This window comes from Butyrivibrio sp., assembly GCF_017433805.1.
Classification (GTDB): Bacteria; Bacillota; Clostridia; order Lachnospirales; family Lachnospiraceae; genus Butyrivibrio.
In genome coordinates, this window is the sequence record NZ_JAFRGN010000021.1 from 13483 (window position 1) to 32958 (window position 19476).

13 protein-coding genes are annotated in these 19476 nt (G+C 40.5%); 1 reads left to right on the top strand and 12 read right to left on the bottom strand.

The features are described from left to right. Window positions 1-131 precede the first annotated feature (131 nt). A complete protein-coding gene (locus tag IJI01_RS06620; protein WP_292187669.1) occupies window positions 132-932 on the top strand; it encodes a hypothetical protein in 801 nt (266 codons plus the stop codon). A 1-nt stretch (window position 933) separates the two neighbouring features. Here the strand turns inward: IJI01_RS06620 and IJI01_RS06625 are convergent, their stop codons facing one another. From IJI01_RS06625 to IJI01_RS06680, 12 genes are all read right to left on the bottom strand, one after another. After that, window positions 934-2301, bottom strand: coding sequence for an MATE family efflux transporter (locus IJI01_RS06625; protein ID WP_292187673.1), 1368 nt, complete (start codon window positions 2299-2301; stop codon window positions 934-936). 217 nt (window positions 2302-2518) lie between these two features. Next, window positions 2519-3388: a hypothetical protein gene (locus IJI01_RS06630; protein ID WP_292187676.1), complete on the bottom strand. Its 870-nt coding sequence runs from the start codon at window positions 3386-3388 to the stop codon at window positions 2519-2521. Between the two features lie 723 nt (window positions 3389-4111). Then, a complete protein-coding gene (gene abc-f / locus IJI01_RS06635; RefSeq protein WP_292187679.1) occupies window positions 4112-5671 on the bottom strand; it encodes a ribosomal protection-like ABC-F family protein in 1560 nt (519 codons plus the stop codon). Between the two features lie 64 nt (window positions 5672-5735). After that, window positions 5736-7247: a hypothetical protein gene (locus IJI01_RS06640; protein WP_292187682.1), complete on the bottom strand. Its 1512-nt coding sequence runs from the start codon at window positions 7245-7247 to the stop codon at window positions 5736-5738. Between the two features lie 15 nt (window positions 7248-7262). Beyond that, the gene (locus IJI01_RS06645) at window positions 7263-8246 is read right to left on the bottom strand and encodes a PrsW family intramembrane metalloprotease (protein WP_292187685.1); all 984 of its coding nucleotides are present in this window, start codon (window positions 8244-8246) and stop codon (window positions 7263-7265) included. A gap of 3 nt (window positions 8247-8249) precedes the next feature. Further along, the gene (locus tag IJI01_RS06650; RefSeq protein WP_292187688.1) at window positions 8250-8918 is read right to left on the bottom strand and encodes a 4'-phosphopantetheinyl transferase family protein; all 669 of its coding nucleotides are present in this window, start codon (window positions 8916-8918) and stop codon (window positions 8250-8252) included. Beyond that, complete coding sequence (locus IJI01_RS06655; protein WP_292187691.1) at window positions 8905-10884, bottom strand: EAL domain-containing protein; 1980 nt, start codon at window positions 10882-10884, stop codon at window positions 8905-8907. Before IJI01_RS06655 ends, IJI01_RS06650 begins: the two co-directional genes overlap by 14 nt. 5 nt (window positions 10885-10889) lie before the next feature. Then, entirely contained in the window at window positions 10890-11645 is a 756-nt protein-coding gene (locus tag IJI01_RS06660) for a response regulator (protein ID WP_292187696.1), read from the bottom strand. A gap of 10 nt (window positions 11646-11655) precedes the next feature. Continuing rightward, complete coding sequence (locus tag IJI01_RS06665) at window positions 11656-15477, bottom strand: EAL domain-containing protein (RefSeq protein ID WP_292187700.1); 3822 nt, start codon at window positions 15475-15477, stop codon at window positions 11656-11658. 12 nt (window positions 15478-15489) lie between these two features. Continuing rightward, the gene (locus IJI01_RS06670) at window positions 15490-16716 is read right to left on the bottom strand and encodes an EAL and HDOD domain-containing protein (protein ID WP_292187703.1); all 1227 of its coding nucleotides are present in this window, start codon (window positions 16714-16716) and stop codon (window positions 15490-15492) included. Between the two features lie 154 nt (window positions 16717-16870). Next, window positions 16871-17992 carry a glucose-1-phosphate adenylyltransferase subunit GlgD gene (gene glgD, locus IJI01_RS06675; RefSeq protein WP_292187705.1) on the bottom strand — a complete coding sequence of 374 codons (1122 nt, stop codon included), beginning with the start codon at window positions 17990-17992 and terminating at the stop codon, window positions 16871-16873. Further along, window positions 17992-19134 (bottom strand): glucose-1-phosphate adenylyltransferase, encoded by a 1143-nt coding sequence (locus IJI01_RS06680; RefSeq protein ID WP_292187707.1) that lies wholly within the window; start codon window positions 19132-19134, stop codon window positions 17992-17994. Before IJI01_RS06680 ends, glgD begins: the two co-directional genes overlap by 1 nt. Between the last annotated feature and the right edge of the window lie 342 nt (window positions 19135-19476).

Genomic DNA, 19476 nt, shown 5'->3' on the forward strand with positions numbered 1-19476 from the left:
TCCTCTTTTATTGGTAAAATATAAATGCAGTATAACATAATACTATCTGATATATCTACACAATATTTTAGCACTTTGAATTATTAAAGTTATGCGTTTTGCCAATTATTCTTGTCTTATGGGGGAATATCTTGAAGACTAGTAAGAGTATCGGTGTATATTATACAACCTTAAAAGATGGCACACCTTCTTATAGAGCTTCCATAACCTATGGAGGTAAGCATATCTCCCTTGGCTCTTTTGACAATGCAAAAGAAGCTGCGGCTGTTTTTCGCGAAGCATCTAAGATTCTCAACTCCCCTTCCATCAAGCTATCTTCATATAAAGAAAAGATGCACATTCCTTACGAGAAGTTTGTTTGCCTTATCAACTACCGTGACAAGGGAATGTACATTCCAACTCCAATATATCTGGAAAAGACTTTTTTCACCTATCATCTGGCTCCTGATCTGGCTCTCAAATTCGATATTGAGGATCTCTTTTACTACTCATCTCACAAGATCATGAAAAGAGGCTCTCACCTGTTCGTCGCTGACTACGGAAGCCAGTTATCTGTTCTACAGCGCTACGGAATCCAGAGCTACGCAGTAGAAGGAAGGGACTATCAGTTTGCCAACGACGATCCCACCGATTTCAGATACGAAAATATCATTATCCTGAACAGATACCGCGGTGTCAGACAGTTCGCCGAGAAAGGCTTTATCAGATATAAGGCCGTCATTCACGTGCGAAGCAACTATGTGATCGGCAAATACAACTCTGAAGCCGAGGCGGCGATTGCCTACAACAAAGCTGCCGATATCCTCACAAAAAATGGGATAAAGAAGAACTTCCAGCCCAATTTTGTGGAAGATCTCACTCCATCCCAATACGCAGATATATATATGAAATTAAAGATTTCACCAAAGATTGAAAGAGTTAAACCGAAATAGGTTATATAATTAGTCCTTGTCTCCAATCTTTCATGTGGAAGCGGACGAAGGCGGTGGCACCTACTATTGTCCAGGTAATTCCTGTTGAAATCCACAGTCCCCATGCTCCGATAAATGGAATAGCACAAAGGAATGCTGGGAAGATTATTCGTCCTATCATCTCTGAGGCTCCGGAAATTGCTGGGAACTTGGCATCGCCAGCACCATTTAATATTCCTCGGCATACATAAATGGTTCCAAGTGGCAGATAGAAGTATGACAATATACGCATAGCACTTGAACCGTAAGCTATTATCTCTGTTTCTGAGCTGTCTATGAATATCTTTACCAGAACGTCTCCGAACAATCCCATAACTATGATCATGACGATGGCGTATATCACCATCATCTTCATTCCGTTCTGATAGCCCTTTCTTACGCGATCGCCCTTGCGAGCTCCGATGTTCTGACCTGTAAAGGTAGAAAGAGAATCCTGGAGAGCTTTGAACTGCATATTTACAAGGTTTTCAATCTTACTTGTAGTGGTAAAGGCTGCGACAACCACAGAGTCAAAGGAATTGATAACTCTCTGTAATATTACGAAGGAAAGAGCTACAAGTCCGCTCTGAAGTGCCATTGAACCTCCGATGGTATAGCACTTGGCAATGATATAACCATCTAGCTTCCAATCAGATCTGTCTATCTTGAAAACAGGATTCCTAAGGAATGCATAGAGTATCGAGCATGCTGCGGATAGAATCTGTGCTGTGATAGTAGCAATAGCAAGTCCTGATACACCAAGGTCAAATACAATAACAAATACCAGATCCATGGCTACATTCAAAAAACTGGAAATAATGAGGAAATAGAGCGGTGTTTTGGAGTCGCCGATTCCTCGCATTATATAAGAAATAGTATTGTATAGTGCTGTTCCAAAGAAGCCTATGCAGGTTATGGACATATATGCTACAGCATTTTCCAGGATATCTTCTGGAGTCTTCATGACATAGGTCAGTACTGGTCTTGAGAAAACAAAGCCAAGAAAGCCTACAAATAAAGAAGTTGCTGTCACGATTACAAGTGCATTGGTGATGACCTTTTTAACGCCCTTCATATTACCGGCGCCAAAAAACTGTGATACAACAATGCCAATACCTGTGGCAAGTCCGTTACCTAGTGCAAAGAAAAGGTTTGTAACGTGACCAGTAGAGCCAACAGCCGCAAGAGCTCTGGCATCGATGAATCTGCCTGCTATGATCGTGTCGACAATGTTATAGAATTGTTGGAAAATATTTCCCATCATCATGGGAAGCATGAATGCAAGGATCAGTTTGGTAGGATCACCAACTGTCATATCCTTGGCATATTTATCTGCCATTGGGTTAGCCATATTATCTCCTGCTCAAATCAATAAGACATGTTCCGAAATAAAGTAGGAATTCTTACACAATATAGATTGTTCTCAATTTATTTCGGAGATTATCGTAACTCATGATTGAATATAAGGCAACACCTATCGTAAAAGTACACATTTATCTATCATTGAAGCATTGAATAATTATTACTGCAAAAATATGTCTAGTTCCTCACTGTTTTCTTTCCCATAATTACATTATATACTTTTTTATCATCTGTCTTATCATTTTATCATTGAGCACTACTCCTGATGATTCATAGGATATGATCAGTTTGTCTCCTGGATAGATTCCATTTGCTATATATGAATTTATCTTCCTTATGGCATTCTCGGCATATGCTGGATCATCCATTCTTCCATCATGTTCCCAGTACACTTCTTTTCCATCTCTTTTTCTTAGAAATGTAAAGTCAGGATACACTGTTCCAAAGCCCTTTAGACTTATAGGACACTCATATTTATATTCAATTCCTATGTCATAGAAGGTATCAGCAAGGATTTTCTCAGATTTAGAGCGGACTCTTTCCCCTTTCTTGGTGTATATTTCAGGTATCCCGGGCATAAACTCTTTGCCTACATACGGAGTATTCTTCCACTCTTGCAATTTTTGCTCCCATGGCACTTCTACGGGCTTGATCATTGTCTTTCTGATTGGATGAAGCTTTTCGTAGATTTCCTCTATTTCATTGTCATCGTACTCTTTTACCAGCTTTCCAAGCTGCTTTAGGCGCTTATCGACTAGTCTTTGGATTTTCTGGTCATAGGACTTCTGCGCAAGGCGATACGCCAATGGAATGTCTTCTTTCTTGATGTATACTCCCTGTTTTCTGCTTTTTGCCTGGCTTTGATTCTGATTTTGTTTCTGGTTTGGTGTCAGGTTTGATGTCTGGCTTTGTTTTATGTCAAACTCATCCAAACAATGCATGTACTGCGGGTGCTTGCCACTTGAAGTTATCCTAAGATTGCCATCTGGGACATTGATTAATCTCTCATCCACTATATGCTTGATAGCAATTAGCCTCTCTTCCTCTTTAACAAGCATTTCTTTTAATCTTTTCATTATCACTTCTCCTCTAATTATTGTTGCAGTTTTGTTTTATGAAGTTGTAGTTTTTCTTTTGAGGCAGCTTTCTGCCTAATATGAACATTCCTTGAATTTAGTCAGTTACTTTTCTAGGCTATTATCTGCCTATTTTTGACTTTCTAAATTTGTGGCAGTTCATTTTCTCATCATTTATCTGCCACTTTTCAAAAATATGCAATTGCGGCAGTTCTTTTCCCATCTATTTATCTGCCTATATTCATAGATACTAAAATTAGGCAGATTCACTCCTTGTAAATCAACTGCCTAAATCACGGCACCTTTAATTTAAGCAGATTTCATCAGCGAAAAGAGCCTGCCGCAAAATCAAATATCTTGATTCAGGCAGTAAACGCCCTCGTTTTCGTACTGCCGAAATCCGAAAAGCAGCAATTCCAACAGGAAACGCATTCAATTCACACCTGTTGAAAAGCGCAAAATCACCATTCCAGCAGTCTCAAAACCTCATTTGCTCAATACAAATGGAAAAAAATCCGATCACAACAGCCGAATTTACTGTCATGTGGAATTAGATACGCGGCTGGTCATAGCCAGCCGCCATAATCAGAATAAATCCTAGAAAAATATATCACAGTCTCAATATTTGTCAACAAGCATCATCATAAATAATCATCTACAACAAATCATCCACAATAATCATCTACAATACTCAACAAATATCGTCATCAACGCATCCCCACATCAAACTCGTGTTGTCCACTTAGTGCAGTCGATTATCTCTGTAGCCAGAGACTGGTAGAAATCTGGTTCGTGGCAGACCATGAGGATGCTGCCCTTGTATTCCTTGAGGGCGCGAAGGAGCTCTTCCTTGGCATCGACATCAAGGTGGTTGGTAGGCTCGTCGAGAACGAGAAGGTTGGACTCGCGGTTGATGAGCTTGCAAAGGCGAACCTTGGCCTGCTCTCCTCCGGAGAGAACCTTGCACTTACTCTCGATGTGCTTGGTTGTGAGGCCGCACTTAGCTAGTGCACTACGAACCTCATACTGAGAAAAGCCAGGGAATTCCTTCCAGATTTCCTCCATACAGGTAGTCTCAATATCTGGAGACATCTCCTGCTCGAAGTAACCTATAGCTACGTTCTCGCCCGGCTCTACGCTTCCGCTGATAGCCGGGATAAGTCCCAGGATACTCTTAAGAAGTGTTGTCTTACCGATTCCGTTAGCGCCAGTAAGGACAATCTTGGACCCACGCTCCATAGTGATGTTAAGAGGTGACGAAAGTGGCTCGTCATATCCGATGACAAGATCCTTGGTCTCAAATAACACCTTACCAGGAGTACGAGCAACCTTGAAGTTGAACTCTGGCTTGGGCTTTTCCTGAATCTTCTCGATAATATCCATGTTATCAAGCTTCTTCTGACGAGCCATAGCCATATTTCTGGTGGCAACTCTGGCCTTATTTCTGGCAACGAAGTCCTTGAGGTCAGCAATCTCCTGCTGCTGTCTGTTATAAGCAGCCTCTCTCTGAGCCTTCTTCATCTCATAAACTTCCATAAACTTGTCATAGTCGCCAACATAGCGGTCAAGGCTGTGTGTCTGACCATCCATGTGGTAGATGATGTTAACAACACTGTTAAGGAATGGTATGTCATGAGAGATCAGGATAAATGCATTGTCATAATCCTGAAGATATCTTGTAAGCCATACAATATGCTCAGCATCGAGGTAGTTAGTAGGCTCGTCCAGCAAAAGAATGTCAGGCTTCTCTAAAAGAAGCTTAGCAAGCAGGATCTTGGTTCTCTGTCCACCTGAGAGCTCAGTAACATCTCTATCAAGACCTAAATCCAGAAAGCCAAGAGCTCTTGATACCTCTTCAATCTTGGAATCGATCAGATAGAAATCTCTGTTAGTAAGAAGATCCTGAATAGTTCCAAGCTCCTCCATATATGCCTCAAGCTGTGCTTCATCAGCTGCTCCCATGGCATCGCAGATCTCATTCATTCTGGTCTCCATAGCATAAAGAGGCTCATAAGCAGATGCAAGTACATCACGGATTGTCATTCCCTCTTTCAAAACAGCATGCTGATCAAGATACCCAACCTTAACATTCTTGGCCCATTCGATCTTGCCAGCGTCAGGCATAAGCTTGCCAATAATGATATTCATAAATGTGGACTTGCCTTCGCCATTAGCTCCGACAAGTCCAATATGTTCACCCTTTAGTAATCTAAAAGAAACATCGTCAAAAATCGCTCTATCACCAAAACCATGGGTCAGGTGCTCAACATTTAAAATACTCATAAAACTCCTCAAAAAACATATATTTGCAGTAAACTGCATCTCAAATAGTCAATACTACTGACTATCATCTGACTTTCTTATAAAGGTAATACATAAAATCATAATCTCCCCAGCCATACTCTTCTGAATCGATCAGATCATAGTGATCATCAATTGATTCGGGGATAGAATCTCTCACGAGAACATAATCAATAAGGCCTTCTCTCACATATCTCTCCTGCTCCATGTATGGATTGTTAGCAGGATCATCAATATCAAGAGTCTGCGTCTGGAACCATCTGCAGCTGGGCACAATATCGCAAAGAGTATAAAGCCCCGCATCAAGACAGCCAACATTTAAAAGAGTAGGTTTCTCTGTCTGCAAAACCTCATCTCTGAATCTGTACATGAAATAGTTTTCTTTTCTCTCTGCCATAAATGGAACATTCATAGAAAAAGTTGCTATCTGCATAAGGGCCATCATTATAGCAAATACAGGAAGTCCCACAAAGCCAAAACCGGAAGTCTCGTGCTGAACAGCTTTGTCAAGTCGATTTGCCAGAAAGGCTCCGCCAAAAACAGCAAAGACGCTAAGTGGAAGTGAGTAATATGGAAGCTCTCTTCCGCCGCCAAATATACCAAGAAAAGTAAACACAAACAGGACAACAATACTAATTCTTGTCAGTATCATAGCCTTTCTATCAAGAACACTTGCAACTAATCCAATAATAACCAGAAACATATACATCCAGTTATCCCAGATAAGTCCATAGAAGATCTTGATCATAGCCTTGATTGACTGCAAAACACTTGTGTCTGCGCCTACCTTGCTGTACACAAAGACATTTACATGGATATAGCCCCAGTACCATTCATAAAGGCCGCCCTGAACCCCAAAATAAATTATCCATGGAATAAAAGGCACAAACATACCAAGCAGGAATACCAAACATGCCTTGATGCCTTCTTTCAGTTCCTTATAAACAAGGAATGAAACAAATACCAGCATCATCCATGCAAAGAAAAAACCAAGTCCTGTAAACTTGATATTAGCTATCATACCTGCTAGAAGGCCACCAATAAACACTCTCCTAAAGCTCATGGCACCATCCGGATACTGCTTCTTAAAATACTCAATAAACAGATATAACGCAGCTACGATGAACGGAAGACATATCTCTTCAGCAGACCCGCCCCACCAAAAGCTCCTGGAGCTGAAAATACCACCCATGCTCAGAATAGTAAGAGTTATAGATGTCTTCTCCCCAGCATAGAGACGTATAATCTTGTAAAAAAAGATTGCGTCAACCAGAGCAAATATTATCTCCATTATAAACACGCCTATAAAGGTTGTATGAGAAATCAGATAGCACAAACCATAGAAAAAGTACAGATACATACCCTTCTGGTCAAAAATATCTCTATATGGCATCCTGCCATTAAATATGCCTTTCCCAACACTAAAGTAGCTATTAGCATCATCCCAGTTATTGAAACAATATAAATAAGATGATCTGCTGGCAAAAGAAAGGCCGGCAATAACTGCCACTAATAATATTATGCACTTGGAAATAAAGGCTTTATCCTTTTTCAGCATATACTTCCTCTATGATCAAGATTCTGGATTTATTACAGGCTGGCCCGTAACTGGGTCATACTGAACTGGCTGTACTGGAACAAATTCCTGAACCGGAGCCTGTGGTGCTGGCTCAACCGGAGTAAGTCTCTGACCTGTCATCGGATCAAAGTTCATTGCAAATTTCTGTGGTTCAACTGGAGTAAGCCTCTGACCTGTCATCGGGTCAAAATTCATTGCAGGCTTCGCTGGTGCTACCGTCTGACCTGGCACAACTGACTGAACCGGAGTAAAACCTGGCATAGGAGCAATTGGCTGCGCCTGTGCAAAAAGAGCTGTATCTGTCTTAGAAAGCGTATTAACCTTTCTGATAGCATAGATTGTGATCACTACCTCGAAAAGGAAGAACACAAACATAGCAAATGGATATATATCAGCCACAGACAGAACAAAGTCGTAGAAACCATGTACCATCACCGGAATAATAAGAGCCAGCTTAAGGTTTCTGTCTCTTCCATTATTATCTCCAAGTACCTCGCACTTTTTGGCTGCGCCAAAATAACATCCCATAAATACCGCATCTATAGCGTGACCTGGCACTGCGAGAAGAGCTCTCATAATAGCTGTAAAGAATGTTCCGTCAGCTATATACAAAATATTCTCAAGAAGAGCAAAGCCAAGAGATGCAAATACCGCATAAACAACAGCATCGAAAGTATAATTAAAAGCTGGATGCTTCCATGTAAGCTTCTTGACTACAACGTACTTACCAGCCTCTTCAGCAAGCGCTACAACAAGGAAATTCTCAAGGGCCATATACAGAACGCTCTCTTCATAGAAGAAAAGCCCCAGAATTCCTCCGCCAACAACCTCTAAAATATATGCACTGAGTGTTGATAAAACGCCGAAAAGAAATATCTTAACCAAAAGATCTGCCGGCTCTTTCTCAATCTTGTCAGCCTTGTAGATATAATACAAAAGAACTGCTGCAGGCAATATTGCCAGGTACATCATTAACATAGTTTAATCTCCCATAACAAAATTTATTTCATCCGAAAAATTATCATATCCGGAGCACACTGTAATATAATACCCCGAAAGCTCATATCCCGTAAAAAAGATATTCTCAAGAGCTTCCCCTTCGTAGTAAACACTGTTCCCCTGTTCCAAATCTATGAAAATCCTGCGAGGATCCATTGATAAGCCCTTGCCATAGTACTTCATAACGCTTTCCTTCATGGTCCACATTTTGGTACACAGAAGGTCTGTATCAACCCGATTCTTCGAACGATATTTAATATACTTTATCTCCTCATCCTTGTAAACAAAATTCATTAAATTCCCGCTGAATCTCTCAGTTTCCTGGACGTCAATACCTACACTGGCATCAGAAAAAGCGCATACAGCCAGGTTCCCCGAATGGGAAAGATTAAACTCAAGGTCTGTAGCGCCCTGCACATGCGGTTTCTGAAAATCATCATCAAAAATCACAGCATCGCTTGCACCAAGCATTTCAAGGCCTTTGTATAGTAAAATCCCAGCCCCGAGTGACAGTCTTTTGCTCTGCTGTGGTTTAAATCTATCTATCTTATTCTTCCTGTATTCTGGCATCTTATAATACCAGTCATCAAAAACTTCCTGATCTTTGAGAAAATCAACATCTATCCCCAGAATAAAATTATCTTGTTTCATCTTCCTCAAGTCTCTCCACCCCATCTCCTGTAACAACAAGATACTCCCCATGCCAGAACTTATTCTGAAGTTCATTCTTGGTGATGGTAGGTGAAAGAAAAACGCCTTCCGCAAAATCTATAGGTACACCCATCATTTTATCATAATACTCGTAGGTGTCTATTCCAGAGATGATAACCGTCTTTTTCAGCTGCATGATCATATTGATCCTGTTCTGAAGCACAATATCAGCATTTTTCGCATCATCATTCTCATAGATATTTCTGATATCAATAATAACGCCCTCGAAATCGTAATTGATCAGAGCATTCAATCCAAGGAATCCAGCTTCATACTCACTTATGTACATTCTGATTCCGTATTTAACCAGATTTCCCATGGTCTGTGACAAGACATCCTTGGTATACATAGCAAAGGATTCCTTCATCACAAACGCTATAAGTGATGGATCAACGCCATAATGATCCACTATTTCTTTTACCTTCCTGACAAATTCGCTCCTGATAACAGAGGCTGACACAATTGGCACAAGAACAAAATCCATCTGCATGTCAGACTTATCTACACCATAAGATAAGAATCTGCAGACTTCCTCTAGCATCTTATACTGGATCTCATCGATAAAGCCTGTTCCCTCTGCAACCTCCATAAACTCTTTGGGAGATATTTCACCCAAAACCTCATCCTTAAGGCGCAGTGTCATATGCGCAAGCTTAACCTTAAGACCATCCTTGGTATAAACCGGTGTGTACATATAACTAAAGGTTTTATTGCTGATTCCGCGACCAATGGCCTTCTCAACCTCAATCCTCCTGACAAGGAAATCAAGGTCCGAACCAATGAGAATACGTTTATCTGTGCCAGCAATACTGGAGGAATCCAGCAAAAAGATATCATTCATGGTAGGAAGCTGACTTGGACAATCTGCCACAAGGATCCTGACATCAAGCTTAATACTGCTGCCATCGTTATCCCAGGTCTCATCAAACCTGTCTGTTATTCTGGCTATAAGTTCATCTATCTCGTCATCGGAACAGTCAGTGCAGAGCATATAAAAGACTTCAAAGCCCGTATGATACACATTTAAGTCGTTTCTAAAATCAAGCAGGAACTCTGCAACCTGAACTATAAGCTTATCTATACTCTCATATCCAAAGAGCTTTCTATAGCTCTCAAGATTTTCTATTCTGATACATAGAGCCTTAAACTGTCTTCCCAGCTTGAAAAAAGCCGAAACATCCTGAACAAAAGCACTTCTGTTATATGCTTCTGACTGTGAATCAATCCTGTCATCATCCTTCTCTATCATGATCATGAGGCCGCTCAAACCAATAGCCTCACAGAGAAGCTCGCATTTTATCTGAGGGAACAGCATCTGAACCACAGTTCCCACCATCGCAAGGGCCATGAAATAAATCATGGCAACTCTTTTCATACCATTTATGACATACCAGCTTCTAATAAGGAGGAAAACTCCAAGTAAAAAATATGCTGCGGAAAGCGCATAGGCAAGATATACTCCCGGGCCTCTGCCATATTCCAACGGTCCTGTAATCTTGAAAACAAGCTCTGTAACCGGATTAGTAAGGAGCATCAGCTCAAGGAAATAGAACGGGAACTTTATAAGGTTTTTCATTCCTTTTGAGAATTTAAAGCCAGTTCCAGTAATCGTAATAATATAGAAAACCAAAATAGGTGTAATGCCAAAATGGGTGAAATAGTAAATCATCTGGCAGGAATAACTGATAGTCCACCTGAAAAAGGCCGGAATATGAGAATGAATTGCAATATAACCTACAGGCTCAGTGACACAGCCAATGAGCGTGAAAGCTACAAGCATCATAAATAATCGATTTCTGATACGATTTCTCTTTGGCATCATCGTCGAGTAGAAAAGACACGTTATGCAAATAATTGCAGCAGCTATTCTGTAGGTAGTGCTGTCAAGAAGTGTCAGATCCAGCATTCGTCTTATTTCCTCTGTTTAAAAAATGCATCAAGTGTACTAAGAAGCTTATCTCTACTGATAGACTTAAGAAGGTAATCTGCAGGTTTAAGAGCAAGGACATCAGTTACACTCTTTCTATCGCTCTTACCAGTAAGGAACATAACTGGAATATTGCTTGAGAAAGACTCGCTCTGAAGCATCTGAAGAACCTTAGGTCCATCCAGTACCGGCATATCATAATCCAAAAGGACAAGATCTGCCTTATTACTTGCCAGCCACGCTACCGCCTGAGTTCCGGAATTAGCCATTCCAACCCTGTATGTGTCCTTGAGCCACTCTCTTATCATCTGGATAAAAGTAGGATCATCATCCACGATCAGAATACACTTTCTCCTCTGAAGTTCGAACTCATCATCCGTAACAATGGATACCTTCTCCATCAGATCTGCCATATCAAGAGGCCTTGTCACCTCAAACGCAATATCTTCCTTAGGTATATAGTGATGAAGCAGCTCAAAGGCAGCCTTATCACCTATTACAATAATGATGATATTGTCGTCCATGCACTTATCCTTGAAATAAACCATGGCATCCGTATGATCTTCAAGATTTTCATCAGTGTATAGGATGACAAGACTCACTCCTGTTACTTTGGCACTTAAATCTCCGACAGCATACGTCGAATCCACCACCTCGAAGTTATTTCCTTTGAGCAAATTCTTGATGGCGTTTACCATAAAGGTCTCTTCATTTCGTACAAGCATTATTTTCTTAAACATGTTATGGCTCCTAACTGTTCAATTTATTTTGTACAAGTTCCGTTATCTCATCCCATTTAAGTTTATAGGAAAGCTTGGAAATATTGTTTATCAGCTCCTGATCATCATCTGGAAGCTTATATTCTTTAAGGGAATCCAGAATAAACATCAGAGTGTCGTAGTCGAGCATCTTGCTGACCTCAAGGATACTGTTGTAGGCATCCAGGAGCTGTGCATTGGTAATATCTTTTTTATCTATTACCTCTTCTTCCTGCACTCCGGCTATTTCAGGTATTTCCATGAGACTCTTTTGAATAACATCGTACTTGCCCATAAGCTCATCATAATGAGCTCTGATGGTATCCAGGTCTCCTGCATTGCCGGCTGCCTCAAGATTTTCAGCAAGCTTGGACAATTTCATTGCTCCTATTGTCCTGCTGGTACTCTTAAGCGAATGAACATAGCTCGTGTAGTCCTTCCAGTTCTCTTCTTCATAAGCATTAACTACATTTCCTCTTGAGCTGTCGATGGACTCGAAATATACCTTGATGATGCTAAGGTAACTATCCATAGTTCCGCAGTTCTTAAGACCTTGCTCCGTATCAATCTCATCTATCTTTTCAAGAGCTTTGAACCACTCTTCTGCCCAGGCTGCCTCATTATTAGTATCCGAAGTCTCCTCTGTGCCATCCTGTACTCCAGGAGAAGCTTCGTCCAGTTCAATTCTGGTAATTGTAACCTTATCCTCAGGAAGGAACTTGATAAGTGTTTCCTCAAGCTTGTCACTTTCTACCGGTTTACTCAGGTAATCATCAAATCCAACCCTAAGGAAATTATCTCTTGCTCCCGAAATAGCATTAGCAGTAAGAACAACGATAGGTGTGTCTAGGTTTGGACTCTCCTTATCATCCTTGATTGCCTTGAAGGTTTCTGTTCCATCCATTCCCGGCATACGATAATCCAGGAAAATAAGATCATATTTTTTCTCATGCTGCTTTTCAAGACATTCCATTCCGCTTCTGGCAGATTCAAGATGTATCTTGGTAGGCTTAAGCAGTTCTCTGATAACCACATGGTTCATAGGAGTATCGTCTACAACAAGCACCTGCGCATCTGGTGCGGTAAAAGATTCTTTGTACGGCTTTCTGTCCTGTACATTCTTGTTGATCCTGCTCCTGAAATCACCAATCTTGGTATCGCCAATAACCTTCTGTGGAAGGAAGAACGTGAATGTTGAACCTTTTCCATAGACACTTTCAACTGTAACAGAACCGCCCATAAGATCCAGCAGGGAGCTTGTAATTGCAAGACCGAGTCCACTTCCTTCGACTGTCCTGTTCTTTTCTGTATCAAGTCTCTTGAACTTATCAAACAGCGTTGGTAGGTCTTCTTCCTTGATTCCCATACCTGTATCTGAAATAGCAACCTTAAGCGTGATCGTATCATTAAGGTTCATTTCGCCTGAGGCTTCGAGTGTTACACTACCCTCCTGAGTATACTTAACCGCATTATTAAGAAGGTTGACCATTATCTGACGAAGTCGCATTTCATCGCCATACAATGTATCCGGCAAATTCTCATCTACTTCAAACTTAAGCTCCAGTATCTTTTGCTCTGCCTTGATATGGATCATGTTATAGACATCATTAAGAACTGAGCTGAAATCATATTCAGCCTCAGTTATTTCCATGCTGCCCGCTTCAATCTTGGAGAAGTCAAGGATATCATTGATAAGTGATAAAAGAGTTCTTCCTGCTCCCTCAATATTCTGGGCGTATTCAAGTATCTTTTTATCCTTACATTCTCTAAGGATAACCTCATTCATACCAAGAACTGCATTGATAGGTGTTCTGATTTCATGAGACATATTTGCAAGGAAATTACTCTTTGCTTCGTTAGCTGCTTTTGCTCGTCTTTCCTCCATTCTGGCCATTTCAGTAGCTCTGAGTATTGTAATAAACTCATTCTTACTAGCAGGCTGTGAGAAGTAACGTCCCTGCGTATAATCTGCCTTGATGTCACTTATAACATCATAGCAGTCCTGATAATCTACATCTGAGAGTATTATCTTCTTCCCCATCTGTCCTATCATCTTAAGCCTGTTTTCCAGGATGATCTTGCTCTGAGGATTTTTCATTGCATTCTGTATAAGCCTTGCGTCGATCTTGACTCCTTCGAAAACTGATGAAGCTGCTGATTGCATGTTAAAAACGCCAGTTCCGTATTCATCCATAAAGAATCTGATACCGATCTGGTTAAGGCGTCTCATTGTCTCATATAGAATACTCTGATCAGTAGCTGCTGCAGATTCTGAGATGTCAAATACGATCATTGCAGGAGAAACACCGTATTTGTCTACAAGAGTCTTCACTCTTTCCACAAAATCAGCCTTAATTATCTGAACAGAGGACAGATTTACACTGATAAATTCAATTCCCATTTCATCGACAATACCACCGCCAAGGAAATAGAAAACCTGCTCCAATATGTACCAGCCAAGAGTTTCTATCATTCCTGTCTGCTCTGCCACAGGAGTAAACTCTTCTCTGTGAATATGTCCGAACTCATTATCTCTTAACTGCAAATAGGCTTCAGCAGCGCATATCTGAAGCTCGCCCTTTGTATAGATCGGGTTGAAATAAACCCTGAAATTATCATTTTCTATTCCGCGTCTTACAGCCTTTTCCACATCGGCTCTACGCAGCAGGAAATGTAAATTATCTCCTGAAAGAACATGGTCATATTCTTTATCAATAGCACTGTCTGACAAAAGAAGCAGATACTCAACACTACCAAACTGCTCTGGCGCTCTTGCTTCCAGTATAATTGCTTTTAATAAAACTTCTCTTTCTTCAACTACCCATTCTGTTTTGAAGCGCTCATATATCTGCTCGCCTATGTCATCCGCTGTGCTCTTTGTTATCTCCGGGCATAGCAAAATGAAAGTATCTGCGCTCATTCTGTAAACTTCAAAGTTCTTGCTGATACTTCCGAAATATTCCGCACAGCTTCTCAGGATTTTCTCAAATTCCTCATAACCTGTAATCTTCCTGTAAAGCTCCGCATTAGTAATTCTGATACAGATATTGTAAAAGCTTCTTTTGTACTTATAATAACTTCTGGCGTCACGAATAAAGGCGCTTCGGTTATAGACTCTGGTGGATGCATCTATCCTGTCATCATCATTTTCGAGCATCATCATAAGCCCCATGAAGCCGATGGCCTCTGCCATAAGTTCGCTTCTTATCTCAATAACCGCCATCTGAAGCGCTGTTCCAATTATGACCAGCAGTGAAAAATAAACTATTGCAGTTCTTTTCACTTTGTTAAGATCATTCCAGTATAAAAACAGCGCAACTAAGGAAAACAGAATATAGAATGCACTTATTCCGTATGCTATATAAACTCCAGGGCCTCTATGAAAATACAGATTCTTATCGATGGTAAATACAAAATCATTCAGGGGAGTTGCAAGGACCATAAGCTCCATAAAAATGAATGGAATGCTTAGCATCAGGCGAGCTCTTTTAGAGAACCTGAAAGAAACGTTACAGACAAGAATAATATACAGCGCAAAGATTGGCGCTATAGCAAAGTGTGTGAAGAAATAGATAAAATTACAAATATACAAAAAAGCAAACTTGATACCCTCAGGAAAAAAAGCAGCCTTGGACAGCTCTCCAAAAATCGCCATAAGGGAATCAAGGGCCACAATTGAACAAAGAGAGACAAAAAGCACACTTCTAAGTCGCTTTTTGCCTTTCATCAAAAGCGTATAAAAAACACATGTAATACTGATAATGATGGCAGCCAGGTTAAAGGTAATGCTGCCTATTCCCTGAAGATCAAGCATAAATCTACCCTATCATTTTTGAGGGAAAAGATCACGATACCACTTAAGAGCGTTAAGATAAGCCTCGTATACCTCATCCATATCAATATTATCCAGTACCATTAACCTTGAAACCTCTGTCCAGTCCGCATCCTCATATCTTCGTATGAAGTTAAGTATCTTCGCAAAGTCTCCCTTGTTTTCCAAAAGAGCCTCTCTTACATTCTTGGAAACCTGAACCATATTAAGAGCTTCTTCCATAGTCTTATCCAGCATGATATCAATAGCTGAGAACAGTCCCATGATAAAGAGCTCCTGTGACGCCATAGCCATCTCAAAAGGCTGTGCAAGCCCTTCTGCGAATTTCGCCCTGATCATTGAAAGCCTTGTAATCTCAGATGGTTTATCAGAACACAGTTCTTTGGTAACTGCGGTATTGATCCATCTCTTAAGCTCTTTCTGACCAAGCATGGCAGCTGCATGGCGAATAGAAGTGATGTCTGAATTAAGAGCCATTCTGTTGACCATTTCCAAAAGAGAAATAACAAGCGCCGGGTCTTTTCCGATAACATCAGCAGCCTTCTGAAGATCAAAATCAGGAGCATTAACAACATTAAGAAGTTCAACATAGTTAACCTTAAGAGGATTAACCTCTGTCTCTGACTTCTTGACAGGCATTCTAAAGAAGCTTCCTTCGTACAGGTCATAGCCGCCATCTTCCTTGAGTACCTCATAATCCTCCTGAGACTCAACATTAACAGCTATCAGCTTCACATTAGGGTAAACCTGACTGAAATATATCTTTGCTTTTGAAATGTCAATCTTTGAATGATTCAAAAGAATATAATCGCACTGACCAATAATATCTTTATATGGTTCAAAATCTGCTATCTGCAGTTTTCTGATTGCCAGCTTGTAGCCCTGTGACTTAAGCTCTTTTACTCGTTTAATATACTGCTCATTAGGAACTATTGTGTTATCCATCAAAAGGACAACTTTATTAGCTGGGACAGTACACTGAAGCGAAATCTCAGCATAAATGGAAAACTGATTAACTGGAACAAAAACTTCCTTGCCACCTGAAAGCGTACCAACTCCCATACTGCTGACCACTTCAAGTTCATGCACAGTTCCAGCGCCATCATATCTAGCACCACCTTCATAATTAGGATTTAGAAAGTGGTTTTCTTTTCTGGCAAAAACAGAATATGCGCAAACAAACATATTATCGTCAAATAATGGAATCAGTGTAGCTAGCATTTGCTGCTCCTTTCATCGAGGCAAAGACATATTCCCACTTATCTATATTTTAGCAAAAACGCACCTCTAAACAAATTAAATTCTTATAAAATTCCGTAAATATCCAATCAAAAAAGAGATTAGCAATTTCTTACTAATCTCTTTAAAAAGGTCTTTATAATGTGTCTCTACGTTTGATGTATTGAGGGTGTTCCTGAGTGCCCCTAATGTCTTTGGCATGGATGATATGAGCCCATTTATCTACGACTGCATTCTCAATATGAACACCTTCCTCTATGACTGTGTGAGCCATAATGATCGAGTTCTTGATAACAACACCCTTTTTAATGGTTACTCCACGTCCAATTATCGAATTCTCAACAGTTCCCTCAATCAGACATCCATTAGATATAAATGCATCTGAAATCTTGGCTGTCTCGAAATACTGTGTAGGACAAGAGTCTGTTGTTCTGGTATAGATAGGCCATCCAGCTCTGAAAAGCTCGCTGGCTACGTTATAATCCAGAAGTTCAAGTGAAGCCCTGTAATAATCCTGAAGGCTAAGAAGTGATGCAAAATATCCCTTATGCTGGTAGCCTCTTATATCAAGCTCATTACACTTGAGATTGATTATATCTGCAAGTGTATAGATTGAAGAAGCCTTGTGCGCAGTACGAACTAGCGATACAAATACTTCCTTACTCATGCAGTAGGTATCCATGAAGATGTTCTTTTCCTTGGCTGTACCAAGGTTCTTGTCAATGGATGAAATACCCTTCTGCCTGTTGATCTCAACTGTCTTACAGTTCTGGTAACGCTCCTTGGCATTATCAACCTTGTGATAAAGCAGTGTAACATCTGCGCCAGATGCCACGTGAGCATCAAGAAGCTGACCGTAGTCCTGCTTGTAAACCATAAAGCTTGGAGCAATAATGACATAATCCTGATGCATACGCTCGATGATATCTATATTCTCCATGTATGCACAGATGTCATTATTGTAAAGAGAATGAACATTGCTGTCCTCTGAGAACAGCATCTGGATCTTACCTCTTTTACTGTTGATATTGTAATGTCTGCCCGATCCAATGTGCTCTGTAATAGATCTTGGCCTTGAACGGATGTAAACCTGAATCCTGTTCATACCACTGTTACTCATGTTGGATATAGGAAAATCTATTACTCTGAATCTTCCGAGGAATGAAAACGAACCAATAGGTCTGTAATCGTGAAGACCTTCTACGTGAATAGAGTTATCTGCTGAAGAGACAATTCCAAAAGCTCTGTTTGCCTGCATTACTTTGTACCTCCCTTCACGTTTTCTGCCACAAGAAGAATCTCTTCACTGCCCTTTGATCCTACTTTAGCTTTTTTACCAATATGAACGTTTTCTGCCACCAAAGCTCTGGTAACAGTAGCGCCATCTTCCACCACAACTCCCGGCATCAGTACACTATCTACAACCTTGGCACCCACTCCAACAACAGCTCCTGTGAAAAGAACTGAGTTAGTAACTGAACCTTCTACTCTAACGCCCTGGGTGATATAAGCTCTTTTTATCTTGGCTTCCTTACCGATGTACTGAGGAAGTGTAGATACATCCTCTGTGTAAATAAGCCAGGAAGAATCATTTAAGTTAAGCTCATTCTTGGGATCAAGAAGATCCATGTTGGCTTCCCAAAGAGAGTCTATGGTACCAACATCCTTCCAGTATCCACTGAACTCATAAGCAAAAAGATTTCTATTTTCCCTGAGCATTCTAGGAATGATATCCTTACCAAAGTCATGATCTGATTCAGGATTGTTCATGTCCTCAACCAGCATCTTTCTCATAAGCTTCCAGCTAAAAATATAGATACCCATAGAAGCGAGATTACTCTTAGGCTTTTTGGGCTTTTCTTCGAATTCGACGATCCTGCCATTGCCATCTGTATTCATGATTCCAAAACGGCTTGCTTCTCTCATTGGAACTCCTCGAACTGCGATAGTAGCATCAGCTCCCATCTCTTTGTGGTATGCAAGCATCTTGGCATAATTCATCTTGTAAATATGATCACCAGACAGGATCAGAATATACTCCGGATTATAATTGTCGATGAAATCAATATTCTGAGAAATAGCATCAGCAGTTCCTCTGTATACGTCGAGGCCTTCATCCGCTTTTTCTCTTGGTGTCAGGACATAAACGCCACTGTCCTTGGAGTCAAGTCCCCAACGACCATCCTGAGCAACATAACTGTTCAAAAGGACAGACTCATACTGGGTCAACACTCCAACAGTGTCAATTCCGCTATTTGCACAATTACTAAGTGGAAAATCAACGATACGATACTTACCGCCGTAATACACAGCAGGCTTGGCTACTTTGTTTGTCAGATCTTTCAGTCTGCTACCACGACCGCCAGCAAGTATCATGGCAAGCATTTCGGTTTGCGCCATACACAAATCCCCCTATCCTAAATAATTGACATACATTAACGTACAAAGAAACTTCCCCGTCAGCTGACCACAGAAATCAACTGACCCTATGCATCTATGATATCACAACTATTGCACCCACGCACCCCAAAGCATTATGTAAAAGAAAGTTTTATCAAAACATCAAAGTAGCATAAATAAAAAAGGAGCCTTGAATTCGTATTGAACAGGGGTCTGTCAAGTAAACAAGTTAAATAAACAAATTAAGCATAGAAAAAAGGTGATCACTTCATAGGATGTGGTCACCCTTTTTGATTATCGAGATTATATTCAGCTTGCAATGATGACGGCCTTAGCTGTCAC

Bases quoted from the DNA above. Each gene is read 5' to 3' on its own strand.
- IJI01_RS06625 (WP_292187673.1), bottom strand. From the start codon at position 2,301: ATGGCTAACCCAATGGCAGATAAATATGCCAAGGATATGACAGTTGGT.
- IJI01_RS06630 (WP_292187676.1), bottom strand. From the start codon at position 3,388: ATGAAAAGATTAAAAGAAATGCTTGTTAAAGAGGAAGAGAGGCTAATT.
- abc-f (WP_292187679.1), bottom strand. From the start codon at position 5,671: ATGAGTATTTTAAATGTTGAGCACCTGACCCATGGTTTTGGTGATAGA.
- IJI01_RS06640 (WP_292187682.1), bottom strand. From the start codon at position 7,247: ATGCTGAAAAAGGATAAAGCCTTTATTTCCAAGTGCATAATATTATTA.
- IJI01_RS06645 (WP_292187685.1), bottom strand. From the start codon at position 8,246: ATGTTAATGATGTACCTGGCAATATTGCCTGCAGCAGTTCTTTTGTAT.
- IJI01_RS06650 (WP_292187688.1), bottom strand. From the start codon at position 8,918: ATGAAACAAGATAATTTTATTCTGGGGATAGATGTTGATTTTCTCAAA.
- IJI01_RS06655 (WP_292187691.1), bottom strand. From the start codon at position 10,884: ATGCTGGATCTGACACTTCTTGACAGCACTACCTACAGAATAGCTGCT.
- IJI01_RS06660 (WP_292187696.1), bottom strand. From the start codon at position 11,645: ATGTTTAAGAAAATAATGCTTGTACGAAATGAAGAGACCTTTATGGTA.
- IJI01_RS06665 (WP_292187700.1), bottom strand. From the start codon at position 15,477: ATGCTTGATCTTCAGGGAATAGGCAGCATTACCTTTAACCTGGCTGCC.
- IJI01_RS06670 (WP_292187703.1), bottom strand. From the start codon at position 16,716: ATGCTAGCTACACTGATTCCATTATTTGACGATAATATGTTTGTTTGC.
- glgD (WP_292187705.1), bottom strand. From the start codon at position 17,992: ATGCAGGCAAACAGAGCTTTTGGAATTGTCTCTTCAGCAGATAACTCT.
- IJI01_RS06680 (WP_292187707.1), bottom strand. From the start codon at position 19,134: ATGGCGCAAACCGAAATGCTTGCCATGATACTTGCTGGCGGTCGTGGT.